Below are 24239 nucleotides of genomic sequence, written 5' to 3'. Positions count from 1 at the left end.
CTGAAACGATAAACTTAAGGCCAAACCTGACGTTGCGTGTAGGTCATAAGATGCCGTGTTACATAGATTACAGGCTAAATGTGACCAATGTCGCTAAACTACCGGCGGCTGTACGTTGGGCGTTGTTGTTATGTCGCCATGAATTTACAGTGTGCGAAAAGAATTATTTTGACTTTAGCGGAGCCGTAACGGAATGACAAAATTTGCTTTAGTAGGAGACGTCGGCGGAACTAACGCCCGTCTGGCGTTATGTGATATCGCAAGCGGGGAGATTTCCCGCGCTAAAACTTATTCCGGGCTCGATTATCCAAGCCTTGAGGCCGTTGTACGCGTCTATCTCGACGAACAAGCCGTGAAGGTCGATGATGGCTGCATCGCCATTGCGTGCCCCATCACCGGCGACTGGGTAGCGATGACCAACCATACCTGGGCTTTTTCTATTGCCGAGATGAAAAAGAACCTCGGATTCGCGCATCTGGAAATCATTAATGATTTTACCGCGGTGTCGATGGCGATCCCAATGCTCAAAGACGAGCATCTGATCCAGTTCGGCGGCGCGCAACCGGCGGAAGGTAAACCGATCGCAGTCTACGGCGCAGGTACCGGTCTTGGCGTAGCGCACCTGGTACACGTTGATAAACGCTGGGTGAGCCTGCCTGGCGAGGGCGGCCACGTTGATTTCGCGCCGAACAGCGAAGAAGAGGGCATTATTCTCGAGGAGCTACGCAACGAGTTAGGCCACGTGTCCGCCGAACGCGTTCTGTCCGGCCCGGGATTAGTTAATCTGTATCGGGCGATTGTTAAATCCGATGGCCGTTTGCCGGAGAACCTGCAACCGAAGGACGTCACTGAACGCGCGCTGGCGGATACCTGCATTGATTGTCGCCGCGCGCTGTCGCTATTCTGCGTCATTATGGGGCGCTTTGGCGGTAACCTGGCGCTGACCCTCGGCACATTCGGCGGCGTGTACATCGCGGGCGGTATTGTCCCGCGTTTCCTTGAGTTCTTTAAGGCGTCGGGTTTCCGCGGCGGGTTTGAAGATAAAGGGCGCTTTAAAGCCTACGTGCAGGATATTCCGGTTTATCTCATCGTCCATGATAACCCAGGCCTACTGGGCTCCGGCGCGCATCTGCGCCAGACGCTGGGGCATATCCTCTAAACCACTCTCAGCCGGGCGGCGGTGTCTGCCGTCGCCCATCTCATTACAGATTCATCAACTGGCGAAACTCTTTCACCTTACTGCGGCTGACCGGCACCTGAAACTCAAGGTCGCGTAGCCGTAGGACGTAGGTGTTGTTGAACCATGGCTCTATTTCGCGAATTTTATTCAGATTGACGCAGTACGAGCGGTGGCAGCGAAAGAAGTGCGCAGCCGGCAGTTTGCTGCAGAATTCAGTGATGTTCATCGGCATGACGAATGATTCACGGCGCGTATAAACGAAGGTCATTTTTTCATGCGCTTCCGCGTAATAAATATCGTGAATGCTGGTGACGATGATCCGCTCGTCTTTAATCAGATTAATGGTGTCGTTTTCGCGGGTCGGGTTGTGCGCGGGCGCGCCGCTCACCGCCACCTGCTGCTGTTGCTGCCAGGCGCTGGACAGCTTCTGCAGCATGTTAATAATCCGCGATTCCTGATAAGGCTTAAGGATGTAGTCAAACGCTTCCAGTTCAAAGGCTTCCACCGCATGTTCTTTCCACGCGGTGATAAAAACGATAAACGGCTTATGCGCGAACTGGCTAATATTTTGCGCCAGCAGTACGCCGTCCAGAGAGGGAATATTGATGTCGAGAAAGATGGCATCGACTTTATTGTGCTGCAGGAATTTCAGCACATCGAGACCGTCGTCAAAGGTGCCGACGATCTCCATCTGGCTGTGAGTATTAATCAACCAGGTGAGTTCCTGCTGCGCCGGGAACTCATCTTCCACAATAATAACTTTCATGTTTTCTCCGCTCATGGCAACAGCGACACCGGTTCACTCGCCGGGGCGTGCTGGTTGGGGACGTAGAACGCAATCTCCGTTCCCGGCGTCAAGCGGCGGATATGCAGCCCTTCGCCGTAGAGCAGTTTCACCCGATGATGAACATTCAACAGACCAATTTTATTGCCCGGCATCTCGTCGGCTTCGACGCGGGCTACCACCGCCGGGTCAATACCGTTACCGGTATCCCGTACGCTAATGCGCACCCGGTTTCCGCATTCGTTGATGGCGATAGTCACCACGCCCTTACCCCGACAGGGTTGAATACCGTGGACGATGGCGTTTTCAACCAGCGGCTGAATGAGCAGGCTGGGGATGACGCAGCTGACGTCCTCGTCAATATCATAAATCACCGTCAGCTTGTCGCCGAATCGCGCCTGCTCGATCGCAATATAATCCTTAATTTGGTACAGCTCGCGCTTGATGTCGATCTGCTCGTCATCTTTTAACTCAATGTTATAGCGTAAATAGCGCGACAAATTGAAAATCAACTGTCGCGCGGTATCCGGATTCATGCGGATGGAAGAGGAGATGGCGTTAAGCGCATTAAACAGAAAATGGGGATTAATTTTACTCTGCAGGGCGCGTAGTTCCGCTTTATTGGCCATTTCTCGTAGTTGTTCGGCCCGCGAGACTTCAAGCTGAGTGGAGATAATTTGCGACAGGCCGATCGCCATCTCCTGCAGTGAGGAGGTAATACGATGCGCATGGCAGTAGTAAATTTTCAACGTGCCGGTCACCACACCTTTCTCACGTAGCGGAATGACCAGCATGGAGTGGATCTCCGGCGTTCTGTAGGCTTCATCGTTGTTTTTAATGATGATGGTGTCGCTTTCAATGGCTTGACGAGTGGTTGGGCTGATATCGTTGTTGCGATCGTTATAGTTATTTTCCCCGTAACCAACATAGGCCAGCACCCGGTCAGTGGTGGTAATCGCGACCGCATCGGCATTGATGTCCCGGCGAATAATATCGCAAACCTGACGCAGCGATTCGCTGTTAACATGGCGGAACAGCGGCAGCGTTTTGTTGGCGATATCCAACGCCAGTTTTGCCTGGCGCGCCGCGCTGGCTTCTTTCTCGCCTTCCACGCTCTGGACCAGCAGCACAATAAAACCGATGCAGATGCTGCCAAGGATCATCGGAATACCGATTTTGGAGACAATATCGATCCCCAGCGCCAGCGTCGGCGCCCACAGCACCACGAGGATCATGGTTAGCGTTTCGCACAGCATCCCGGCCAGAATCCCCACCTTCCAGCGCTGGGCTTTCGGAATTTTGCGATTAATAAGCCCGGAAAGTAGCCCGGCGACAATGCTGGTGATAAAGCAGGGGATGGCCGTTACACCATCAATATCAATGAGATAGCGGTGTACCCCGGCAATCACGCCGACAATCGCGCCGACCCACGGCCCAAACAGGATCCCGCCGGACATCACCGCGATAATCCGTACGTTGACCAGCGAACCCTCTACCGGAACGCCGGACCAGGTGCTGAACAGCGCAAACATGGAGAAAATGGCGGTGACCGCCAGCAGCTCGCGAGGCGTATGCGCCGATTTATGCAGCAGTTCGCGGAACAGGCGTAAGCGGATAAGAAAAAAGAGGCAAATGAGCATTAATGCCGCGCGGTCAAAAACCGCCAGCAGCATATTAAATATATCGTGCATGGATGCGCCCAGGATTCGCGGGAAAGCAATATGATAGAAAACCTCACGCCAGAAGGCTAGCAGCAGAGATAAATGGGGAACAGGCTTAAAAATTAAAGGGGATAAGTCGCTCACTCCAGCTATCAGGCCGTTTATGAGTAACGATGATACATTTGAGTATTATAAATGATATCAATATGTTGATTGTTTATTTACGTTACATTCGTTTCGGGAACACGTTCAGCCGCATACTGAGGCGTGATGACCCGTTTTACGCGTGGGCGAATATTTTTTATCAACCCTCTCGACAGCGTGTTTTTTTTCAGGTTATTTTCTAAACGTGCCACATCGGTGGCCGCGTCGCTCGGACGGTCCGGGCGCTAACGTTAATCTGAGGAATCTATGGCTGAATTCAGTCCTGAACGCCGTTTTACGCGTATCGATCGTCTCCCTCCGTATGTTTTTAACATCACTGCCGAACTGAAGATGGCTGCGCGTCGGCGCGGCGAAGATATTATCGATTTCAGTATGGGCAACCCGGATGGCGCCACGCCGCCGCATATTGTTGAAAAACTGTGTACCGTCGTCCAGCGTCCGGATACCCACGGTTACTCTACTTCTCGCGGTATTCCTCGTCTGCGCCGCGCGATTTCACGTTGGTATCAGGAACGTTATGACGTCGATATCGACCCGGAATCAGAAGCCATCGTGACGATTGGTTCGAAAGAGGGACTGGCGCATCTGATGCTGGCGACGCTCGATCATGGCGATACGGTGCTGGTGCCAAACCCCAGCTATCCGATTCATATTTACGGCGCGGTTATCGCCGGGGCGCAGGTCCGTTCAGTCCCGCTGGTGGAAGGCGTAGATTTCTTCAATGAACTGGAACGCGCGATCCGCGAGAGTTATCCGAAGCCAAAAATGATGATTCTGGGCTTCCCCTCGAACCCTACCGCGCAGTGCGTCGAGCTCGATTTCTTTGAGAAGGTGGTGGCGCTGGCGAAACGCTATGACGTGCTGGTGGTGCACGATCTGGCCTACGCTGATATCGTCTATGATGGCTGGAAAGCGCCGTCGATTATGCAGGTGCCCGGCGCGCGCGATGTGGCGGTCGAATTCTTCACCCTGTCAAAAAGCTACAACATGGCCGGCTGGCGTATCGGCTTTATGGTGGGGAATAAAACGCTGGTTAACGCGTTGGCCCGCATCAAAAGTTATCATGACTACGGGACCTTTACACCGCTACAGGTGGCGGCGATCGCCGCACTGGAAGGCGATCAGCAATGCGTGCGCGATATTGCGGAACAATATAAACGTCGTCGTGATGTGCTGGTGAAAGGGCTACATGAGGCAGGCTGGATGGTTGAGTGCCCGAAAGCGTCGATGTACGTGTGGGCCAAAATTCCGCAGCCATATGCGGCAATGGGATCGCTGGAATTCGCCAAAAAGCTGCTGCAGGAGGCTAAAGTGTGCGTCTCGCCGGGAATCGGCTTTGGCGACTACGGCGATACTCACGTGCGTTTCGCGTTGATCGAAAACCGCGATCGTATCCGTCAGGCTATCCGTGGCATCAAATCCATGTTCCGCGCCGATGGACTGCTACCGGCGGCCAGTAAAACGGTGACTGAACACCACGAATAAAAAATGGGAGCCGCCCGGCTCCCATTTCTTTGCTGCATAGCAGGTTAAATCATCAGGGCGAAAGTACCGGCCCAAACGATGACCATAAAAGAAATTCCCATCAAAAAGTATTTCACGACATGTCACTCCGCATTTCGGCGAAACGCCTAAATGAATTTAACTTTAACCGTTGTGGGACTGTCGCAGATAAAACCAGACTATTCTGGCGGCTGCGGCAGTCCGAAATTCTGTGCGCTATTTGCTCCAGATGGCGCTAATGTACGCTTAAAAAATGGTGGAAACAAGATCCATTTTTTTATTAATTTTTAGTTACTTACGACTGTCGTGAATAGGCGACACATTAATTTCATTCGGTAATAAATTCAATTACGGCGACGGTGATTTAAAGCAATACCCGGACATTTCGTAGTTATTTGATTTTGGGATTTTTTCTATTGGCGGGGAGGTGCAGAAATCATCTTCTGCACCCTGGAGCGATGAGGTTAGCGGGCGGTTGTCGTCGGCGCGCGCCACTGATGCGGATAACGTGCGGGCACAAAGCGTAAGGTAAGCGCCATTAAGATGAACACGCAAATGGCGTGGAATTCCCAGTCCAGCTGGTAGTTTCCGCTCAGGCTGCGCAGCAGCCCAGAAAGCCATGGCGATAACCCGGCGATAATAAAACCGATGCCCTGCATAAACGCCACCAGCCGAGCGGCGACGGCTGGCTGCGGCGAATGGTCCAGCGCCAGCACCAGACAAAGCGGAAATGCGCCGCCTAGTCCTACGCCGCAACTCACAGCCCACATCAGCGGCCATTGTTGTGGCCACCAGATGAAACCGCAGAACCCGATCAACTGCAGCGCCAGCGCCAGCATCAGCAGCTTACGTCGATCTTCGTGGCGAGCGAGCATCGGCAGCACCAGCGCGCCGGCGGTTTGGCCGACGGTCATCAACGCCAGAAGCGTGCCGCTAAACTGGGCGCTGTGGCCAAGCTGCATATAATAGGGTGGTAACCAGGCAATCAGGCTGGCGTAGCCGCCATTGATCAGCCCGAAATAAAGGCCAAGCGTCCAGGCGCGGTGGTGGCGAAAGACCGCCGGCGCGACTTGCGCCGATGCGGCAACCGGCGCGGCGGGTAACATTTTGCAGAGCGGCAACCAGCCAATGATCGCAGCCAGAGCCGGTAGCGCCCACCACGCCAGCGCGTGGTGCCAGAGCGCGCTATGCTGCGCAAGCCAGGGGGTGATCGCAGCGCCAAGGCCGCCCCCGCCCATCAGCGCCGCCGACCATAACCCCATCACCTGCGGCGTGCGGTGATGAAAGAGACGCTTAATGACGCTGGGTATAATCGCCTGAATCACGCCGATGCCAATCCCGCCGAGCAGCGCGCTGCTAAGCAGCAGGCCGCTTTGCGGCGCCAGCTCACGCAGGATTGCGCCAATGCCTATCGCCAGCAGACTTAACGCGATACTGCGGTTTTCACTAACGTGGCGGTTAACCCAGCCTCCGGCTAGCGCCAGCACCCCCATCGCGATGACCGGAAGGGCGGTCAGTAGTGAAACCAGGGTAAAGCTCATGCCTGTTGCGTGCTGCAGTTGCGGCAGTAATGGACCTATCGAGGTCAGTAGCGGGCGCATATTAATGCCGATCAGTACCAGCACAAATAGCGTCAGCGTTTTGCGTTGTGTCTGGCTCATTACGCTTTATCCGCCCAGCGCTGATACAAGGCCAGCCCTTCGGGTTGTGGGCAGTGGTGAATGGGGAGTGATTGGTTGTCCACCGACTGCTGCAATTGTTGGTAGATAGCGGCGGTTGAGAGATTGAAACGCTCGCCATCCTGATTGCTGTTGGCAAAATAGACTTCGCGCACGCCGGTTAAATACATCGCGCTCAGACACATCGGGCAGGGTTGTCCGCTGGCGTAAACCACGCATTCGCGCAATACCTGATTGCCCAGACGTAGAGAAACGTCGCGGATGGCGTTGAGTTCAGCGTGTGCGGTAGGATCGCCGCTCTGGTGCAAGGTATTCACCGCTTCGGCAATGACTTCGCCGTGGCGTACGATGACGGCGCCGAACGGGCGGCCGCCGTTTTCAACATTAGCGGCGGCAAGCGTAATGGCGCGCTGAAGATGGTTATCATGAGTAGGCATGAGCGGCTCCTGTAAAAGTCGGGTAGAAGAACTTAATCGGCGGCAGGCTGGAGATTGAATCCTGCAACAGGGTAGCGAGCTTACGCCATAAGCTAAAAGACTTATTTATAATTGCGTTAATCAGATTAACTTATGGATTGAGGAAATGCCCTGATGTTCTACCAGGTATATCCGACGCCGAGGATGCCATACAGTTCGCCGCTGTGCTGGACAATGGGACTATTGGCAATATCATCATCATAGCGTTCGTAGTTTGCCGCTATCATTCCGACCCAGTGGGGGCTGAAGCGGTAGCTGGTAATGATGGCGACCATTGGTGATACCGTCGTGCCGGTATCCCATTGGGGACGCTCGGGCGTCGCCTCGCTTGCTGATATGCCGCCAAAATAGTAGTTCGCCATATTATGACTACGTACCATCAGGCCCATCCCCGGCATCACCAGCAGATTGTCTTTGATGATTGGAAAATCAGCCCATAGCAGCAGCTCCTGGCCGTTGCTGCGGCCGCTGATATCTGAACTGATGCGCGCGCTTATCAGCGCGTATGGTGTGATCCATGTGGCGCCAATACCGCCTTCCAGTTCGCCTTTACGTTCGTTCATCCCCCTAAAAGCCGCATCGTCGTCGGGATCTAAATTACCGAAACGCCAGCGTCCGTAGCCGTATAGCGCGATAGTGTCATCAAGATGAAAATAGTAGCGGGCGCGGTCGCCCAGATAGATTAACTGGTCGCCAAAATATAATCCGCCGGGAATAAAGTGGGTTTCGTTGTCCTGCTTTTGGTAGCGCGCGGTACCGCTAATCGCGGCGCCGCCGAGAACCCAACCTTTCGGCACCGGGCTATTCGGGTTATCAGCAGAAAAAATGTCGATCGAGCCGAGGTCGACCTCAGCGCGAGTGGAACCACAATACAAAGCAAGGGTACCGAGAACGACTACAGGGCATCGGGATAGTTTCAGCATGAGCTCATAGTTGGCGTGAAATGATGAAGTGAATGTGAATCGTCTGTGATAAACACCAGAAGATATATAGACGATAGAGCACGTGTTGGGGAATTTTTTTTGTTTTTTATCGTACTTTTTTTTGCTTTGCTTTTGATCGAGAAAGTAAAGTGTGGCGGTATCGGTACTATCACTATGGACAATGGCGGATTATTCGTGTGAATAATCCGCACAAAAGTGAGTATTATGAACTGAGAATCAGTTCAGAGAGTGAAGCCATCGAATGATTTTCGTTGGTGACGATGCCTTCTTTTTTTAACTTTTCCATAATGGATTTAAAGGCGAGCTGTTTACTGCTTTCTGTCGCATTCAGTAAATCGCGATTAAAAGCCGGGTTGGATTGAATAATATAATTAATGAATTCGAGTAATAGCTTATTTTGTGGCGGTGTTGATGGCTCATTAATGGTTTTTTCATTATATGAATTCATCGCGGCCTCAGAATACTCTAGCGGACGACTGCTGATGGTGTGCTCGTAAATTTTCTCAATTTCTTTGCTGGTAATATACAGCTTGTTAAGCTCAATCGTCGGCTTATCATCATTATCAGGAATGAAATTGCAGTAGATGACGTTTTTAGCCGGGGAGATAATGCTCAGCGTATCTTCTTGTTGAATGTTATCCGGATTCTCCAGCACATCCATTAAATTTCTTGAATGAGTGTGCCATAAACCAGAAACAGAAACGTTGAGTTTAATTTTGGCGATGGCGCTGTCGTGATCGGCATCAATGACCGACACATTTTCATTCAGGGTGATGATGTTGTTTATTTTAGAGTGCTGAGACCAGGGCTTGTTGGCTTTGGTAATGTCATCAAAACCGCCGTAGCCGTATGATGAGTCGCCAACCCCCTGATTCCGGGTCAGGGCGCTATTGAGCGTGCCGCGATTCTTTTTCAGTTTCAGGCACAGGCTGATAGCGCCGATATCGTGCCAGTGAAGTAAATCTTCCAGTTCGCACTGCAGGAGTTTTTGCGCACGAGCGATAGAGCAATACTCCAGTGGTGGGAGATTGTTCAACTTCCAAATGTTTCTTTCTATCTTATTCATGGCGATAATTATATGTAAATGTTTTTAATAATCTGCGTTCCTGATGAACAGAGCGCCAGCGTTGTTGTTCGACTACACTATCCTTTCCATAAAAAATTATTCAGCAGTGAAATATAAATCCACAATGAAGAATCTTTATGTGACAGATGGCGGCAGTTAAAACACCTACCATAATCGATTATAATATCTTTTTCTTAATAAGGTATAGAATATTGCTTAATTAACGATAAAAATGGGGTGAGCCGTGGTGCTTTATTCTGGTGATGGATATACTCTATATTAATTATAGATGATATAAATAAAAAAGACGCCGCAGCGCCTTTTTTGCAGTAATCATCGCAGGCTCAAATTAGCGAGCACTCTTCTGAAGAGTAAAACCGCCATCCCCCACCTGGGCCGTGGCATACCACGCCATTAATTCCTCGGTGCCTGGCGCGCCTTCGGCTGGCGCCCATGGCGCGGAATCCTGTTCGGCTACCGGCTGATAGCCTCCGTGCTTGACTTCAAAGATGATACCGCCGTGATCCAGCGACAGTACCGCATGCCAGGTGCCGGCCGCCATTTCCAGCGCCGTGCACTCTTCTCCTAATACCACGCGGTGGGTCACGGTGCCTTGTTCATCGAAGTTCAGTACTACAAAACGGCCGCTTAACGGCAGCAGCAGCTCAAAAGTATGAGGATGACGGTGAGGGCGAATGTAGGTTCCCGGCTCCATGGCAATGGCCAGACGCTGTACCGGATCGCTGAGTTCCGGATGGAAGTTACGATGCGCCCGTAGGCGGGGAGCGGCCGCCGCGGCTGCGCTCTGTTGCTGCATATCACTGATGGTGAATTGTTTCATCTAAACCGCCTGCTTGAAAAACTGATAAACGAAGGCTTTCGCCGCTATCTACGACTAACGATCGGGCCTTTTACTGGAATACTTACAGATAAAGCTTAGCTAAAGTAGATGGTTTATTGCTGATTATAAAGGGGTTATTGAATTCGGTAGACGCCAGGAGAAGGTGATATGGTGTCCCCTGCAGGAATCGAACCTGCAACTAGCCCTTAGGAGGGGCTCGTTATATCCATTTAACTAAGGGGACAAGGCGGCGGGATTATAGCGTTTTTTCCGCCGCCCGTTAAGCGCATTGCGATTAATTGCTTAATTTGCAGCCGTTTAGCCCTTTTTATCTGCTTCGGCCTTCGCTTTGGCTTTCTGTTCCTGGGTCATGTCGTTGCGAATCTGGGCGTGGCTTAGCAGGGCGAAGATAAAGGTGCCGCCGCAGATGTTGCCGGCGAGCGTCGGCAGCGCGAAGGGCCAGATGAACTCCTGCCAGGGCAGGGCGCCGCTGAAAATCAGATAGAAAATTTCCACACTGCCGACGACGATATGCGTGGTGTCCGCCAGCGCAATCAGCCAGGTCATCAGGATGATGACGATGACTTTCGCCGAGCCGGCGGCCGGGAACATCCAGACCATTGTCGCCACCAGCCAGCCGGAAATAATCGCGTTGGCAAACATTTCGGTCGGCGTGTTTTCCATGACTTTCTGGCTGATGCTTTGAAACGCCTCACGAGTGGCGTCATCGAAAATCGGCATGATATTAAACGCCCAGGCGGCGATAGCCCCACCCAATAAATTACCTAATAACACCACACCCCACAGGCGCAGCAATAATGCAATATTACCGGCGCTGGGTTTATGCATAATCGGCAGCACGGCGGTGACGGTATTTTCCGTAAACAGCTGCTGGCGGGCGAGAATGACAATAATAAAGCCGAAGGTGTATCCCAAATTCTCCAGCAGATAACCGCCGGGCAGGGCGCCAAGGTGAACATGAAAAATCCCCTTGGCTACCAGCGAGGCGCTAATCGACAAACCGGCGGCAATTGCTGACCATAGTAGCGCCATGGCATCGCGCTCGAGCTCCTTTTCACCCTCCTGGCGAATCACCTCATGGGTAGCCATTGCCTGCGAAGGCAGACGCTCTTCATCTACTTCTATTTTCTCGCCATGTTGCTTCTCTTCGCTTTCAACTTCTCGTTCATCGCTATCATGCATACTGGCGGGGGTATTTTGTCGGGTCATGGCTGCTCTCCCTTTGTATTTGTTACTAAGCGTAGAGATAAATCAGCGCGGCGGCACAGGATATGCTCCTAAATTCAGCGCAATGGCAAGAATAGCAATACGAATATTGCAAAATATGTATAGAATCGGGGAGCAACAATTATGCCAAAGAAGGCTATGCTGAAAGCAGCTACCCAACGATAAAATGCTAATGGGGGCGCCGTCCCGGATGCCTCCAGCGATAGTCAGAATTAACAGGGAGACACCTATGAATTATCGCCTGTCGGCGCTTGCGCTTGGCGCCACATTGCTGGTGGGATGTGCCAGTTCCAGCACTGACGATCGGCCGCAGGGGCGTTCAGATCCGCTTGAAGGGTTTAACCGTACCATGTTCAACTTCAACTTTAATGTGGTTGATCCTTATGTACTGCGTCCCGTCGCCGTCGCCTGGCGTGATTATGTGCCGCAACCGGCGCGTAATGGTTTAAGCAACTTCACCAGCAACCTTGAAGAACCGGCGGTAATGGTCAACTCCTTCCTGCAGGGCGATCCCTATAAAGGCATGGTGCATTTCACACGCTTCTTCCTTAACACTATTCTCGGGATGGGCGGCTTAATCGACGTCGCAGGTATGGCGAACCCGCAGCTGCAGCGCGTTGAACCGCATCGCTTTGGTAGCACGCTGGGCCACTACGGCGTGGGCTACGGCCCGTACGTACAGCTGCCGTTCTATGGTAGTTTCACCCTGCGTGATGAGGGCGGCGACATGGCCGATGGCTTGTATCCGGTACTCTCCTGGCTGACCTGGCCGATGTCCATCGGTAAATGGGCGGTCGAAGGGATTGAAACGCGCGCTCAGCTGCTGGATTCCGACGGCCTGCTGCGCCAGTCTTCCGATCCATACATCCTGATGCGTGAAGCCTACTTCCAGCGGCACGACTTTATCGCCAACGGCGGTAAGCTGACGCCGGCCGATAATCCGAACGCGCAGGCGATTCAGGATGAGCTGAAAGATATCGATTCGCAGTAATCCACGCGGGTCAGAAAAGAAAAAGGGTGAACATGATGTTCACCCTTTTTTATACCGTTGGCTTATCAGAAGCGGTAGTTGAAGTTCGCGCCGTACAGCCAGGCGGTACCTTCAGAACGGAAGGTGTAAGGACCTTCTTTAATTTCCACGTGCTGACCGTGCATGTAAGAGACACCAACATCCACTGAAGCATCTTTATTGAACGCGTAGGTGGTACCGGCGCTCAGCCACAGGCGATCCTGATCCGGGATAGAGATGGAGCGGGTGCCAGCCGGAATCGGGCTATCATCGAAGGCGATACCGGTACGGAAGGTCCAGTTATCGTCATAGTAATAGGTGGTACCCAGCGCGATGCGGTAAGCATCTTTAAAGCCTTCATCTTTATAGAACAGCGTCTGGCCATTGCTACCGGTGGCCTTCAGCTCCTGGAACTGGCTCCAACTGGTGTAGGTCAGGCTATAGTGAACTGCCCACTGCGGCGCGACGCGGTTATAACCCGACAGTTCCCACATCTCTGGCAAGTTGAGGGTCAGCGAGCCGTTAGTGGTACGGCCATCGGTACCGGCCGGTAAACCGAAGTTGCCGAGGATCTGGTTATACGCGGACGGCAGATCGCTCTTATAGTTGCCATCAAAGTCGATTTTAACTTCCGAGCGGTAGGTGAAACCATAGCGGTTGTTCTTATCCAGCTCATACAGGATACCGGCGTTCCAGCCGAAACCCCATTCGTTGCCGTTCAAATGCGCAATCTGAGTGTCGGCAGGGATCTGGCTGACCCTGCCCGCCAGCGCTGGCGGCAGTTTACCGGAACCGGCAACGATTTGTCCTAAATCACCTGCGTAGCGTTCGATTTTCGCTTTCGCGTACACCGCGTCAAAACCTAAACCAAAGCTCCAGTTGCTGTTCAGGCGATAGGCGCCGCTTAAATTGAAGTTAACGGTGGTGAGATCGGTTGTGCCGCCCATACTGCCGGCAGCATAGTTATCAGCAAATTCAGTCGCGAGACCGTAGTTAGAGGTGATAGATGCGCCCCAACCAAACTGATCGTTAATTGGCGAAACAAAGTGGAGGTTTGGTACCCATGCCGTTGGGGCAATATTGTCTGCATTCAGACTTTTACCGGTCGGCGAAGTACCAGAAACATTAACGTCCGGGTCGACGAAGACGGCGCCTGCCGACATCATCGGGCGGTCAAACATCATGATTAACGCGGGGTTACGGCTGGCGTTGCCCGCATCGTCAGCGATTGCCCCTTCACCGGAATAGGCACGACCAAGGCCGGAAGCGGAGAATTCATTTAACTGGAATCCTGCGGACCAGGCTTGGGTTGAAACAAGTGCTACAGCCACTGCAAGGGCAGATTGGGTAAAGCGGGTTTTCTGGCTCATGCCCATAACCTCATTGAGTTATTTTTATTTAAACTATGTTACATGCCGTAACAGAAGCGCGAAGTGTAGGGTCTGCTTTACAACAGAGAAATCAGACCAGTGGCCTGAGTATAGGTCTGACCAGATGAGTTGTTGCAAGTTTGTTTATAAGATTTTTCAAGTGTGATAACAGAAACGCGATCCAGCTGGCAAAATTGCCCTGCTTCGTCATACCCAATTTGGGGCATTTTTGTTTTGGATCATTTTTAAGTGTGATTTCTGTCACTTAAGCGTTTTCCTGCCATTAACAACTGGAGGGGGGACGAGGGCGGGCGTAAAATAGGCGCATTATTTGTCTGGCACCGAAGGTGCATATACAGAGGAAATCTACGATGAGTAAATGTAGCGCTGATGAAACCCCGGTTTGCTGCTGTATGGATGTTGGCACCATTGTGGACAACACCGACTGCACCGCCTCCTACAGCCGCGTGTTTGCAAACCGCGCTGAAGCGGAAGCAACCCTCGCCGCGCTGAGCGAAAAAGCCCGCAATGTGGAATCTGAACCGTGCAAAATTAACTCGACGTTCACCGACGTTGATGGCGGCGTGCAGTTGAATATCGATTTTGTTTTTAGCTGCGAAGCGGAATCGCTGATCTTCCAGCTGGGGTTACGTTAATCCTCTCTCTTAACGCCTCTTTCTTGAGGCGTTATCTTTTCTATTCAATGTGTTTTGGCTCCCACTTTTTCTCTTCCCCGATTGGCTTAATGTAAAAAATTAGTTAAGACTAGTTATCAGGTCAGACCACTTGGTTTTATCGGTTAACAGGGGAGAGTTATGAGTCAGGCATTACCGCTTATCACCCGCCAGGGCGATCGCATTGCCATTGTCAGCGGTTTACGTACCCCATTTGCCCGTCAGGCGACGGCGTATCACGGCGTTCCGGCCGTTGATCTGGGTAAAATGGTCGTCGGCGAAATGCTGGCGCGCAGTGAAATTCCCCCGGAAGTGATTGAACAACTGGTCTTCGGCCAGGTTGTACAGATGCCGGAAGCGCCGAATATTGCTCGTGAAATCGTGCTCGGTACCGGCATGAATGTACATACCGACGCCTATAGTGTCAGCCGCGCCTGCGCCACCAGTTTCCAGGCGGTAGCTAATATTGCCGAAAGCCTGATGGCCGGCACGATCCGCGCGGGCATCGCCGGCGGCGCTGATTCCTCCTCCGTTCTCCCCATCGGCGTGAGTAAAAAACTGGCCCGCACCCTGGTGGATGCCAATAAAGCGCGCACCCTTGGCCAACGGCTAAAACTCTTTTCCCGCCTGCGCCTGCGCGATCTTTTACCGGTGCCGCCTGCTGTCGCGGAATACTCCACCGGCCTGCGGATGGGCGACACCGCTGAGCAGATGGCGAAAACCTGGGGCATTAGCCGTGAAGATCAGGACGCGCTGGCGCTGCGTTCACACCAGCTTGCCGCCCGCGCCTGGGAAGAGGGCAAACTGGCCAGTGAAGTGATGACGGCCTATGTACCGCCTTATCGCGAGCCGCTGGAGCAGGACAACAATATTCGTAAGAATTCAACCCTGGCGGATTACCAAAAGTTACGTCCGGCGTTCGATCGTAAACACGGTAGCGTCACGGCGGCAAACAGTACGCCGCTCACCGACGGCGCCGCCGCGGTGATCATGATGACCGAATCCCGGGCCAAAGAGTTGGGGTTAACGCCGCTGGGCTACCTGCGTAGCTATGCTTTCACCGCTATTGATGTCTGGCAGGATATGTTGCTGGGGCCGGCGTGGGCGACGCCGCTGGCGTTGGATAGGGCGGGAATTACCCTTGCAGACCTCACGTTGATTGATATGCATGAAGCTTTCGCCGCGCAGACGCTGGCGAATCTACAATGTTTAGCCAGTAATCGTTTCGCCCGGGAAGTGCTGGGCCGTTCACAGGCAACCGGGGAAGTCGATGCCAGCAAGTTCAACGTGCTGGGCGGCTCTATCGCCTACGGACACCCTTTTGCGGCGACCGGCGCGCGCATGATTACCCAGACGTTGCATGAACTCCGGCGCCGCGGCGGCGGATTTGGTCTGGTTACCGCCTGCGCGGCGGGGGGTTTAGGTTCCGCTATGGTTCTGGAGGCCGAATAATGGAAGCGGCAACAGCTTTTACGCTTGAAATTCGCCCGGATAACATCGCCGTTATTACCATCGACGCGCCCGGCGAAAAGATGAATACCCTGAAAGCCGAGTTCGGCGGCGAGGTGCGGACGATTATCCGCCAGCTCCGCGAAAATAAGGCGCTGCGCGGCGCCGTATTTATCTCCGCTAAACCCGACAACTTTATCGCCGGCGCGGATATCAACATGATTGCTCGTTGTACCAGCGCAGCAGAAGCCGAAGCGCTGGCGCGCCAGGGCCAGCAGATCATGTCCGAGATCCACGCGCTTTCTATCCCGGTGATTGCCGCCATTCACGGCGCCTGCCTTGGCGGCGGCCTGGAGCTGGCGCTGGCCTGTCATGGGCGTGTCTGTAGCGACGATGATAAAACGCGGTTGGGATTGCCGGAAGTGCAACTGGGGTTGCTACCGGGCTCCGGCGGCACTCAACGTCTGCCGCGGCTGATTGGCGTCAGTACGGCGCTTGAAATGATCCTCACCGGTAAACAATTGCGTCCGCGTCAGGCGTTGAAAGCCGGGCTGGTGGACGATGTTGTCCCGCAATCAATATTGCTGCGGACCGCGGTTGAGCTGGCGCTACAGGGCCGGCCGGCGAGCCGAACTGTACCGGTGCGCGAACGGGTACTTGCCGGGCCTCTGGGGCGTCAGCTGCTGTTCCGCATGGTGGCGAAAAAGACCCGGCAAAAAACGCAGGGTAATTACCCGGCGGCAGAACGTATTTTACAGGTGATAGAAAACGGACTGGCGCACGGCTGCAGCAGCGGTTACGCCGAAGAGGCGCGAGCGTTTGGCGAACTGGCGATGACGCCGCAATCGCAAGCGTTACGTTCTATTTTCTTTGCCAGCACCGATCTGAAAAAAGATCGTGGCGCCGAAGCTGACCCCGCTGCGCTGAATAGCATTGCTGTACTCGGCGGCGGCTTAATGGGGGGCGGTATTGCTTACGTCACCGCCTGTAAAGGCGGTCTGCCGGTACGCATAAAAGACATTCAGGCGAAAGGCATCAATCATGCGCTCAAGTACAGTTGGGATCTGCTGGATAAGCAGGTGCGTCGCCGCTATCTGCGCGCCAGTGAACGCGATCGTCAGCTGGCGCTGATTTCCGGCGCTACGGATTATCATGGCTTTGCCCATCGCGATGTGGTCATCGAAGCGGTGTTTGAGGATCTGGCGCTGAAGCAGCGGATGGTTGGCGAGATCGAACAATGCTGCGGGCCGCAGACGATCTTTGCTTCTAATACTTCATCGCTACCGATCGGCGAGATCGCCGCTCAGGCCGCGCGGCCAGAGAAGGTAATTGGTCTGCACTTTTTCAGCCCGGTCGAAAAAATGCCGCTGGTTGAGGTTATCCCGCATGCAACGACCGATGAGCAAACCATCGCCACGGTGGTGAAGCTGGCGAAGCTGCAGGGCAAAACGCCGATCGTGGTTGCCGACCGTGCCGGTTTTTATGTTAACCGTATTCTGGCGCCCTATATCAATGAAGCCATGCGCCTGCTGCTGGAGGGCGAGCCGGTTGAACATATTGATAATGCGTTGGTTAAATTTGGTTTCCCGGTTGGACCTATTCAGTTGCTGGATGAAGTCGGCATTGATACCGGCACTAAGATTATCCCGGTACTGGAGACCGCTTTTGGTGAACGTTTTAGCCCGCCTGCAAACATCATTGACGCGATTTTGAAGGACGATCGCAAAGGCAGAAAAAATAATCGCGGTTTCTATCTTTATGAGACAAAAAGGCGTAAAAGCAAAAAACGGGCTGACCCGGCTATTTACCCATTATTGGCAGTGGCTAGCCCGCAGGCGCGTTTGTCTGCTCAGCAGGTCGCTGAACGCTGCGTGATGATGATGCTCAACGAGGCGGCGCGCTGTTTTGATGAACAGATCGTACGTAGCGCGCGTGATGGCGATATTGGCGCCGTCTTTGGTATAGGTTTTCCGCCGTTTCTCGGCGGCCCGTTCCGCTATATGGATAGCCTCGGCGCGGGTGAAGTCGCCGCAATCTTGCAGCGTCTGGCCGCACAGTACGGCCCTCGTTTTTCTCCGTGCGACACCTTATTGCGCATGGCCGAGCAGAGGGCGACCTTTTGGCCCACTGGTGAACGGACGACCTAAGTTATGGTCAAAAGAAGGTAAATCCAACGTGGACTGGCGCTGTTGATTGGCGGTTTTGTAAACAAATATTGACTATACTTACGCCATTGAGGTAAAAAACAGCGTTTCATTCGTTGGATGGATCAGGCACAATGCCCGGCCACCGGGTCGCCTGCGTATTGTTTACGCAGAGCGAGTTGCGGTGATTCTGGTTAACAAAAGCGGTGCAATATGCAAGTTTTTATCATGCGTCACGGCGACGCTGCCCTCGATGCAGCCAGTGACTCCGTTCGTCCCTTAACCGTTTGCGGTTGTGACGAATCTCGTCAGATGGCAACCTGGCTGAAAGGTCAAAAAGTGGATATTGAGCGGGTGCTTGTCAGCCCTTACCTGCGTGCAGAGCAAACTCTCGACGTAGTAGGGGAGTGCATGAACCTGCCGAAAGATGTCGACGTGATGCCGGAACTCACGCCGTGCGGCGATGTAGGGATGGTTAGCGCTTATCTTCAGGCGCTGGCGAATGAGGGCGTGAAAACGGCGCTGGTCGTTTCACACCTGCCGTTGGTGGGGTACCTCGTCTCAGAGCTGTGCCCGGGGGAAACGCCCCCGATGTTTACTACCTCAGCGATTGCCTGCGTCACCCTCGACGCCGACGGCAAGGGCGAATTCAACTGGCAGATGAGCCCCTGCAATTTGAGAATGGCGAAAGCCATCTAAGGCTTTCCACCCTCGGAGCTTCCGCTTACGGAAGCTCCGGCGGCAACCACTCTTCAACTTCAATCAGTACCAATAGCGCGGCATCGCCGCCGTACTCTTTTGGTGCCTGATGGAACGCCATAATATGCGGATGTTGCGCCAGCCACAGCGGCGTTTGCTGCTTGAGGATGTGTTTGCCGTGTCCGTGCATCACGCAGGCGCAGAAGATATGTTCGCGGCGGCAGGCGGCAATCAGCGCGCCCAATTCTTGTTTTGCCTGCATCTGGGTCAGGCCATGCAAATCGAGAAACAGCTCCGGCGAATAGTCGCCGCGGCGCAGCTTTTTCAGCTCAAAATGGCTGACATCCGCGCGCACGTACTTCATCGCGCCTTCCGTATTGAGCAACGGCTGAAATTCGTCGGAAAAATAGTGGCTGTTATCCACCTGTTCCTGCAGCAATCGCTTAGGCGGAACCTCGCTGAGCTTCTTGCGCTGCGGGCGGTGTACGATAGTGTCCTGTTTAATTTGCCGGGTGCCGGTCATTAGCTGGCGGAACAGCGCCTGATCCTCCGCGCTTAGTGGTGTTTTCTTTTTCATTGCCCAATCTCACTATTTCTTTTCGTTAGTTTACCCGACTCGCCCGCGCTTCAGGCAAGGAAAACCTATTTTTCCCCACTCCGGCTGCGCAAGAATGCTGATTTATCGCCGCCATCGTGGCAAACTAGCCGCCGAATTTATAGCAGAGCGTGCCCTGGAGGATTGCGTGGATAAAATTTTTGTTGATGAAGCGGTCAATGAGCTGCAGACCATTCAGGACATGCTGCGTTGGGCGGTAAGTCGTTTTAGCGCCGCCAACATCTGGTACGGTCATGGCACCGATAACCCGTGGGATGAGGCCGTACAGCTGGTATTACCCTCGCTGTACCTGCCGTTAGATATACCGGAAGATATGCGCACCGCGCGCCTGACCTCCAGCGAAAAACATCGTATCGTCGAGCGCGTGATTCGCCGCGTCAACGAACGCATTCCCGTCGCTTACCTGACCAACAAAGCATGGTTCTGCGGCCATGAATTCTATGTTGATGAGCGCGTGCTGGTACCGCGCTCGCCGATTGGCGAACTGATCAATAACCAGTTCGCCGGGCTGATAAACCACAAACCGCAGCATATTCTCGATATGTGTACCGGTAGCGCCTGTATTGCCATCGCCTGCGCCTATGCCTTCCCGGAAGCCGAAGTCGACGCTGTCGATATCTCCCCGGACGCACTGGCCGTTGCCGAACATAACGTTGAAGAACATGGCCTGATTAACCAGGTTACCCCGATCCGTTCCGATCTGTTCCGCGATCTGCCGAAGCTGCAGTACGATCTGATCGTGACCAATCCGCCGTACGTTGATGAAGAAGATATGGCCGATCTGCCTGATGAATATGAGCATGAGCCGGTTCTGGGTCTGGCTTCCGGTAGCGATGGCCTGAAGCTGACGCGCCGCATTCTTGGCTGCGCGCCGGATTACCTCAACGACGACGGTATTCTGATTTGTGAAGTCGGTAACAGCATGGTACATCTGATGGAGCAGTACCCGGACGTGCCGTTCACCTGGCTTGAGTTTGATAACGGCGGTGATGGCGTCTTTATGCTGACTAAACAGCAGCTCATTGACGCGCGTGCGCATTTCGGCATTTATAAAGACTAAAAAAAACAACACGCAAACATAACGAAAAGAATGGAGCCGTGATGGCAGGAAATACAATTGGACAACTCTTTCGCGTCACCACCTTCGGCGAATCGCACGGCCTGGCGCTGGGTTGCATCGTCGACGGGGTGCCGCCAGGCATTCCGCTGACCGAAGCTGACCTGCAGCACGATCTGGATCGCCGTCGCCCTGGGACATCGCGTTACACCACCCAGCGCCGCGAACCGGACCAGGTGAAAATCCTTTCCGGCGTCTTCGAAGGCGTGACCACCGGCACCAGTATTGGCCTGTTGATTGAAAACACCGATCAGCGTTCCCAGGACTACGGCGCGATTAAAGATCTGTTCCGCCCGGGTCATGCGGATTACACCTACGAGCAGAAATACGGCCTGCGCGACTATCGCGGCGGCGGCCGTTCGTCTGCGCGTGAAACCGCGATGCGCGTGGCGGCCGGGGCGATTGCCAAAAAATTCCTCGCGGCTAAATTTGGTATTGTGATCCGCGGCTGCCTGACGCAGATGGGCGATATTCCGTTGGCCATCAAAGACTGGGATCAGGTTGAGCAGAACCCGTTCTTCTGCCCGGATCCGGATAAAATCGACGCGCTGGATGAACTGATGCGCGGCCTGAAAAAAGAGGGCGACTCTATTGGCGCGAAAGTGACCGTCGTGGCTGACGGCGTTCCTCCGGGCCTCGGCGAGCCGGTGTTCGATCGCCTGGATGCCGATATCGCCCACGCGCTGATGAGCATCAACGCGGTGAAAGGGGTAGAAATCGGTGATGGTTTTGAGGTGGTCAAACTGCGCGGCAGCGAAAACCGCGACGAAATCACCAAAGCCGGTTTCCAGAGTAACCACGCCGGCGGCATTCTTGGCGGTATCAGCAGCGGCCAGCAAATTGTTGCTAACATCGCGCTGAAGCCAACCTCCAGTATTACCGTTCCCGGTCATACGATTAACCGCTTCGGCGAAGAAGTCGAAATGATCACCAAAGGGCGTCACGATCCGTGCGTCGGCATTCGCGCGGTTCCGATCGCCGAGGCCATGCTGGCTATCGTGTTAATGGATCACTTTATGCGTCAACGCGCGCAGAATGGCGACGTGACAACATCAATTCCACGCTGGTAACCGATGAAAAATACCGTTATCGCACTGCTGGCGCTTTTGGCCAGCACCGCCAGCCTGGCGGCGACGCCGTGGCAGAAAATATCCCAGCCGATTAGCGGCAGCGCCCAGTCTATTGGCGCGTTTGCCAATGGCTGCATCGTCGGCGCCCAGCCGCTACCGTTGAACTCCCCTGATTACCAGGTGATGCGTACCGATCAGCGTCGCTATTTCGGCCATCCGGATCTCGTGCAGTTTATTCAGCGGCTGAGTTTGCAGGCGCACAATAAAGGTATGGGGACGGTGCTGATTGGCGATATGGGCATGCCTGCCGGCGGGCGCTTTAACGGCGGCCACGCTAGCCATCAGTCGGGTCTGGATGTTGATATTTTCCTGCAATTGCCGCAGACCCGCTGGACCTCCGCGCAACTGCTGAAACCACAGGCGCTGGATTTAGTCGCCCGTGATGGCAAGCGGGTGGTGCCGTCACTGTGGAGCCCGCAAATCAGCAACCTGATTAAAATGGCGGCGGAAGATAACGATGTAACGCGTATTTTCGTCAACCCGGCTATCAAACAGCAATTGTGCCTCGATGCTGGTAACGATCGCCAATGGCTACGCAAAGTTCGCCCGTGGTTCCAGCATCGCGCCCACATGCATGTGCGCCTGCGCTGCCCGGCGGGCAGCCTTGAGTGCGAAGATCAAGCGCCGCCGCCGGCTGGCGATGGCTGCGGAGCCGAGCTGCAAAGCTGGTTTGAACCGCCTAAACCTGGGTCAACCCCACCTGTGAAGAAGACGCCGCCTCCGCTGCCGCCTTCCTGCCAGGCGCTACTGGATGAGCATCTTCTCTAATGGATAGTTTTGTCGAACTGTTTATGGTGTCGCCAATGGTTTTGGTGGCGCTCTTTTTCGTCGCGATTCTGGCCGGATTTATTGATTCCTTAGCTGGCGGCGGCGGGTTGTTAACCGTCCCGGCGTTGATGGCGGCAGGTATGCCGCCCGCTCAGGCATTGGCGACCAATAAGCTACAGGCGTGCGGCGGTTCCATTTCCGCGACGCTCTACTTTATCCGTCGCAAGGTGGTAAATCTTGCCGATCAGAAACTCAATATTCTGATGACGTTTATCGGCTCGACGGCGGGGGCGCTGCTGGTGCAGCACGTGCAGTCCGATATTTTGAAGCAAATCCTGCCGCTGCTGGTGATCGGCATTGGGCTGTACTTTTTGCTGATGCCTAAGCTTGGCGAATCCGATCGTCAGCGTCGCCTGTATGGTTTGCCGTTCGCGCTGGTCGCTGGCGGCAGCGTGGGTTTCTACGACGGTTTTTTTGGCCCCGGCGCCGGTTCTTTTTATGCGCTGGCCTTTGTGACGCTCGCCGGGTTTAATCTCGCGAAATCCACCGCTCACGCCAAACTGCTAAACGCCACCTCCAATATTGGCGGCCTGCTGCTATTTATCATTGGCGGCAAAGTGATTTGGGCCACCGGTTTTGTGATGATGGCCGGGCAGTTTATCGGCGCTCGCGCCGGTTCGCGGCTGGTGCTGAGTAAAGGGCAGTCGCTGATTCGGCCGATGATCGTCATCGTCTCCGCGGTGATGAGCGCTAAACTTCTTTACGACAGCCACGGGGCTGAGATTTTGCAGTGGTTGGGAATTCACTAATGCAACAGCAACACCATTATCAGCAGTTGGTCGAGATCTTCGACGGCTGCTTTGCCGATGATTTTAATACCCGTCTGATTAAAGGCGACGACGAACCGATCTATCTTCCTGCAGATAGCGAAGTGCCATACAACCGGATCGTGTTTGCTCACGGCTTTTACGCCAGCGCGCTGCACGAAATTTCCCACTGGTGTATCGCCGGCAAGGCGCGGCGCGAGCAGGTAGATTTTGGTTACTGGTACTGCCCGGACGGCCGCGATGCGATGACGCAAAGCAAGTTCGAAGACGTCGAGGTCAAGCCACAGGCTTTTGACTGGTTGTTCTGCACGGCGGCGGGATTTCCGTTTAACGTCAGCTGTGACAACCTCGAAGGCGACTTTGAGCCTGACCGCATCGCCTTTCAACGGCGCGTACATGCCCAGGTGATGACCTATCTGGAGCAAGGGATCCCTGAGCGACCGGCACGCTTTATTCGCGCGCTGCAACAGTATTATCAAACGCCGCCGCTGACGGCAGAACAATTTCCGTGGCCGGAAGACCTGCACTAAAGCCACGTTCTACAAATGAAAGAGGAAAGACGATGATCGCGGAGTTTGAATCACGCATTCTGGCGTTAATTGACGATATGGTAGACCACGCCAGTGATGACGAACTGTTTGCTGGCGGTTATCTGCGCGGCCACCTGACGCTGGCGGTGGCTGAGCTGGAAGGGGAAGGGGAACATACGGCGCAGGCGATTAATGATAAAGTCGCCAGCAGCCTGGAAAAGGCCATCAGCGCGGGCGAACTGTCGCCGCCGGATCAGATTCTGGTGCAAGGGATGTGGAATAACCTGTACCAGCAGGCGAAAAATCAGGCCTGATAAATGGTGTCATCCGGATGAGGCGTTAGCCCACATCCGGAAACT

The 24239-nt window shown here is 54.0% G+C and carries 24 protein-coding genes and 1 tRNA gene; 13 read left to right on the top strand and 12 right to left on the bottom strand.

The features are described 5' to 3' along the window. Positions 1-193: 193 nt before the first annotated feature. On the top strand, positions 194-1159 hold the full coding sequence (glk, locus tag AC2CGP_RS06930) for a glucokinase (protein ID WP_020078214.1): 966 nt from the start codon (positions 194-196) through the stop codon (positions 1157-1159). Positions 1160-1202: 43 nt separating this feature from the next. Here glk and AC2CGP_RS06925 read toward each other — a convergent pair whose 3' ends face one another. Together AC2CGP_RS06925 and AC2CGP_RS06920 are read right to left on the bottom strand one after the other, a co-directional pair. Next, entirely contained in the window at positions 1203-1946 is a 744-nt protein-coding gene (locus AC2CGP_RS06925; RefSeq protein WP_013878149.1) for a LytR/AlgR family response regulator transcription factor, read from the bottom strand. An 11-nt stretch (positions 1947-1957) separates the two neighbouring features. Then, a complete protein-coding gene (locus tag AC2CGP_RS06920; RefSeq protein WP_013878148.1) occupies positions 1958-3655 on the bottom strand; it encodes a sensor histidine kinase in 1698 nt (565 codons plus the stop codon). Positions 3656-4036: 381 nt separating this feature from the next. On the opposite strand from AC2CGP_RS06920, the gene alaC reads away from it, so the two are divergent. Next, complete coding sequence (gene alaC, locus AC2CGP_RS06915; RefSeq protein ID WP_020078217.1) at positions 4037-5275, top strand: alanine transaminase; 1239 nt, start codon at positions 4037-4039, stop codon at positions 5273-5275. 44 nt (positions 5276-5319) lie between these two features. Here the strand turns inward: alaC and ypdK are convergent, their stop codons facing one another. The 8 genes from ypdK to AC2CGP_RS06875 form a co-directional block, all read right to left on the bottom strand. Further along, the gene (ypdK, locus tag AC2CGP_RS06910) at positions 5320-5391 is read right to left on the bottom strand and encodes a membrane protein YpdK (protein WP_077777854.1); all 72 of its coding nucleotides are present in this window, start codon (positions 5389-5391) and stop codon (positions 5320-5322) included. A gap of 366 nt (positions 5392-5757) precedes the next feature. Beyond that, positions 5758-6954 (bottom strand): cyanate transporter, encoded by a 1197-nt coding sequence (locus tag AC2CGP_RS06905; protein WP_110915831.1) that lies wholly within the window; start codon positions 6952-6954, stop codon positions 5758-5760. Next, on the bottom strand, positions 6954-7409 hold the full coding sequence (locus AC2CGP_RS06900) for a nucleoside deaminase (RefSeq protein WP_110915832.1): 456 nt from the start codon (positions 7407-7409) through the stop codon (positions 6954-6956). The genes AC2CGP_RS06905 and AC2CGP_RS06900 overlap by 1 nt, the downstream gene beginning before the upstream one ends. Before the next feature lie 158 nt (positions 7410-7567). Then, positions 7568-8371, bottom strand: coding sequence for a MipA/OmpV family protein (locus tag AC2CGP_RS06895; protein ID WP_225623203.1), 804 nt, complete (start codon positions 8369-8371; stop codon positions 7568-7570). Positions 8372-8594: 223 nt separating this feature from the next. Then, positions 8595-9458, bottom strand: a complete 864-nt coding sequence (locus tag AC2CGP_RS06890) for a hypothetical protein (protein ID WP_020078221.1) — start codon at positions 9456-9458, stop codon at positions 8595-8597. A gap of 349 nt (positions 9459-9807) precedes the next feature. Then, positions 9808-10299 (bottom strand): WbuC family cupin fold metalloprotein, encoded by a 492-nt coding sequence (locus AC2CGP_RS06885; RefSeq protein WP_015365531.1) that lies wholly within the window; start codon positions 10297-10299, stop codon positions 9808-9810. A 169-nt stretch (positions 10300-10468) separates the two neighbouring features. Further along, positions 10469-10543: transfer RNA gene (locus AC2CGP_RS06880), tRNA-Arg, on the bottom strand. Positions 10544-10617: 74 nt separating this feature from the next. Continuing rightward, positions 10618-11529 (bottom strand): formate/nitrite transporter family protein, encoded by a 912-nt coding sequence (locus tag AC2CGP_RS06875; RefSeq protein WP_048231128.1) that lies wholly within the window; start codon positions 11527-11529, stop codon positions 10618-10620. Positions 11530-11776: 247 nt separating this feature from the next. On the opposite strand from AC2CGP_RS06875, the gene mlaA reads away from it, so the two are divergent. Further along, positions 11777-12538 carry a phospholipid-binding lipoprotein MlaA gene (mlaA, locus tag AC2CGP_RS06870; protein WP_015365533.1) on the top strand — a complete coding sequence of 254 codons (762 nt, stop codon included), beginning with the start codon at positions 11777-11779 and terminating at the stop codon, positions 12536-12538. Positions 12539-12603: 65 nt separating this feature from the next. Here the strand turns inward: mlaA and fadL are convergent, their stop codons facing one another. Further along, complete coding sequence (fadL, locus tag AC2CGP_RS06865; protein ID WP_047038236.1) at positions 12604-13926, bottom strand: long-chain fatty acid transporter FadL; 1323 nt, start codon at positions 13924-13926, stop codon at positions 12604-12606. Positions 13927-14297: 371 nt separating this feature from the next. Here fadL and AC2CGP_RS06860 point away from each other — a divergent pair, with 371 nt between their 5' ends. The 4 genes from AC2CGP_RS06860 to sixA all read left to right on the top strand — a co-directional run bounded on the left by AC2CGP_RS06860 (position 14298) and on the right by sixA (position 18892). After that, entirely contained in the window at positions 14298-14582 is a 285-nt protein-coding gene (locus AC2CGP_RS06860) for a YfcZ/YiiS family protein (protein ID WP_015706185.1), read from the top strand. 159 nt (positions 14583-14741) lie between these two features. Beyond that, the gene (fadI, locus tag AC2CGP_RS06855; protein WP_020078224.1) at positions 14742-16052 is read left to right on the top strand and encodes an acetyl-CoA C-acyltransferase FadI; all 1311 of its coding nucleotides are present in this window, start codon (positions 14742-14744) and stop codon (positions 16050-16052) included. Then, positions 16052-18196 (top strand): fatty acid oxidation complex subunit alpha FadJ, encoded by a 2145-nt coding sequence (gene fadJ, locus AC2CGP_RS06850; protein WP_063443131.1) that lies wholly within the window; start codon positions 16052-16054, stop codon positions 18194-18196. The genes fadI and fadJ overlap by 1 nt, the downstream gene beginning before the upstream one ends. Positions 18197-18406: 210 nt before the next feature. Continuing rightward, on the top strand, positions 18407-18892 hold the full coding sequence (gene sixA, locus AC2CGP_RS06845; RefSeq protein WP_015365538.1) for a phosphohistidine phosphatase SixA: 486 nt from the start codon (positions 18407-18409) through the stop codon (positions 18890-18892). 25 nt (positions 18893-18917) lie between these two features. Here sixA and smrB read toward each other — a convergent pair whose 3' ends face one another. Beyond that, the gene (smrB, locus tag AC2CGP_RS06840) at positions 18918-19469 is read right to left on the bottom strand and encodes an endonuclease SmrB (protein ID WP_015365539.1); all 552 of its coding nucleotides are present in this window, start codon (positions 19467-19469) and stop codon (positions 18918-18920) included. 166 nt (positions 19470-19635) lie between these two features. Between smrB and prmB the strand changes: the two genes are divergently transcribed. Genes prmB through AC2CGP_RS06810 form a run of 6 tightly spaced genes read left to right on the top strand, consistent with a single transcriptional unit; the run spans position 19636 to position 24194 of the window. Further along, the gene (prmB, locus tag AC2CGP_RS06835) at positions 19636-20568 is read left to right on the top strand and encodes a 50S ribosomal protein L3 N(5)-glutamine methyltransferase (protein WP_026612250.1); all 933 of its coding nucleotides are present in this window, start codon (positions 19636-19638) and stop codon (positions 20566-20568) included. Positions 20569-20609: 41 nt separating this feature from the next. After that, positions 20610-21695, top strand: coding sequence for a chorismate synthase (gene aroC / locus AC2CGP_RS06830; protein ID WP_015365541.1), 1086 nt, complete (start codon positions 20610-20612; stop codon positions 21693-21695). Positions 21696-21698: 3 nt separating this feature from the next. Further along, positions 21699-22523 carry a penicillin-insensitive murein endopeptidase gene (gene mepA / locus AC2CGP_RS06825; RefSeq protein WP_015706180.1) on the top strand — a complete coding sequence of 275 codons (825 nt, stop codon included), beginning with the start codon at positions 21699-21701 and terminating at the stop codon, positions 22521-22523. Further along, positions 22523-23332, top strand: coding sequence for a sulfite exporter TauE/SafE family protein (locus AC2CGP_RS06820; protein ID WP_015365543.1), 810 nt, complete (start codon positions 22523-22525; stop codon positions 23330-23332). The genes mepA and AC2CGP_RS06820 overlap by 1 nt, the downstream gene beginning before the upstream one ends. Continuing rightward, entirely contained in the window at positions 23332-23880 is a 549-nt protein-coding gene (locus AC2CGP_RS06815; RefSeq protein WP_032708825.1) for an elongation factor P hydroxylase, read from the top strand. The genes AC2CGP_RS06820 and AC2CGP_RS06815 overlap by 1 nt, the downstream gene beginning before the upstream one ends. A gap of 32 nt (positions 23881-23912) precedes the next feature. Then, the gene (locus AC2CGP_RS06810; RefSeq protein WP_015365545.1) at positions 23913-24194 is read left to right on the top strand and encodes a YfcL family protein; all 282 of its coding nucleotides are present in this window, start codon (positions 23913-23915) and stop codon (positions 24192-24194) included. Positions 24195-24239: the final 45 nt, after the last annotated feature.

This window comes from Klebsiella sp. SYXHC3, assembly GCF_057196925.1.
The sequence above is the reverse complement of the archived record's forward strand: the minus strand, read 5'-3'. Positions and strand labels throughout refer to the sequence as shown.

Bases quoted from the DNA above. Each gene is read 5' to 3' on its own strand.
- glk (WP_020078214.1), top strand. From the start codon at position 194: ATGACAAAATTTGCTTTAGTAGGAGACGTCGGCGGAACTAACGCCCGT.
- AC2CGP_RS06925 (WP_013878149.1), bottom strand. From the start codon at position 1,946: ATGAAAGTTATTATTGTGGAAGATGAGTTCCCGGCGCAGCAGGAACTC.
- AC2CGP_RS06920 (WP_013878148.1), bottom strand. From the start codon at position 3,655: ATGCACGATATATTTAATATGCTGCTGGCGGTTTTTGACCGCGCGGCA.
- alaC (WP_020078217.1), top strand. From the start codon at position 4,037: ATGGCTGAATTCAGTCCTGAACGCCGTTTTACGCGTATCGATCGTCTC.
- AC2CGP_RS06905 (WP_110915831.1), bottom strand. From the start codon at position 6,954: ATGAGCCAGACACAACGCAAAACGCTGACGCTATTTGTGCTGGTACTG.
- AC2CGP_RS06900 (WP_110915832.1), bottom strand. From the start codon at position 7,409: ATGCCTACTCATGATAACCATCTTCAGCGCGCCATTACGCTTGCCGCC.
- AC2CGP_RS06895 (WP_225623203.1), bottom strand. From the start codon at position 8,371: ATGCTGAAACTATCCCGATGCCCTGTAGTCGTTCTCGGTACCCTTGCT.
- AC2CGP_RS06890 (WP_020078221.1), bottom strand. From the start codon at position 9,458: ATGAATAAGATAGAAAGAAACATTTGGAAGTTGAACAATCTCCCACCA.
- AC2CGP_RS06885 (WP_015365531.1), bottom strand. From the start codon at position 10,299: ATGAAACAATTCACCATCAGTGATATGCAGCAACAGAGCGCAGCCGCG.
- AC2CGP_RS06875 (WP_048231128.1), bottom strand. From the start codon at position 11,529: ATGACCCGACAAAATACCCCCGCCAGTATGCATGATAGCGATGAACGA.
- mlaA (WP_015365533.1), top strand. From the start codon at position 11,777: ATGAATTATCGCCTGTCGGCGCTTGCGCTTGGCGCCACATTGCTGGTG.
- fadL (WP_047038236.1), bottom strand. From the start codon at position 13,926: ATGAGCCAGAAAACCCGCTTTACCCAATCTGCCCTTGCAGTGGCTGTA.
- AC2CGP_RS06860 (WP_015706185.1), top strand. From the start codon at position 14,298: ATGAGTAAATGTAGCGCTGATGAAACCCCGGTTTGCTGCTGTATGGAT.
- fadI (WP_020078224.1), top strand. From the start codon at position 14,742: ATGAGTCAGGCATTACCGCTTATCACCCGCCAGGGCGATCGCATTGCC.
- fadJ (WP_063443131.1), top strand. From the start codon at position 16,052: ATGGAAGCGGCAACAGCTTTTACGCTTGAAATTCGCCCGGATAACATC.
- sixA (WP_015365538.1), top strand. From the start codon at position 18,407: ATGCAAGTTTTTATCATGCGTCACGGCGACGCTGCCCTCGATGCAGCC.
- smrB (WP_015365539.1), bottom strand. From the start codon at position 19,469: ATGAAAAAGAAAACACCACTAAGCGCGGAGGATCAGGCGCTGTTCCGC.
- aroC (WP_015365541.1), top strand. From the start codon at position 20,610: ATGGCAGGAAATACAATTGGACAACTCTTTCGCGTCACCACCTTCGGC.
- mepA (WP_015706180.1), top strand. From the start codon at position 21,699: ATGAAAAATACCGTTATCGCACTGCTGGCGCTTTTGGCCAGCACCGCC.
- AC2CGP_RS06820 (WP_015365543.1), top strand. From the start codon at position 22,523: ATGGATAGTTTTGTCGAACTGTTTATGGTGTCGCCAATGGTTTTGGTG.
- AC2CGP_RS06815 (WP_032708825.1), top strand. From the start codon at position 23,332: ATGCAACAGCAACACCATTATCAGCAGTTGGTCGAGATCTTCGACGGC.
- AC2CGP_RS06810 (WP_015365545.1), top strand. From the start codon at position 23,913: ATGATCGCGGAGTTTGAATCACGCATTCTGGCGTTAATTGACGATATG.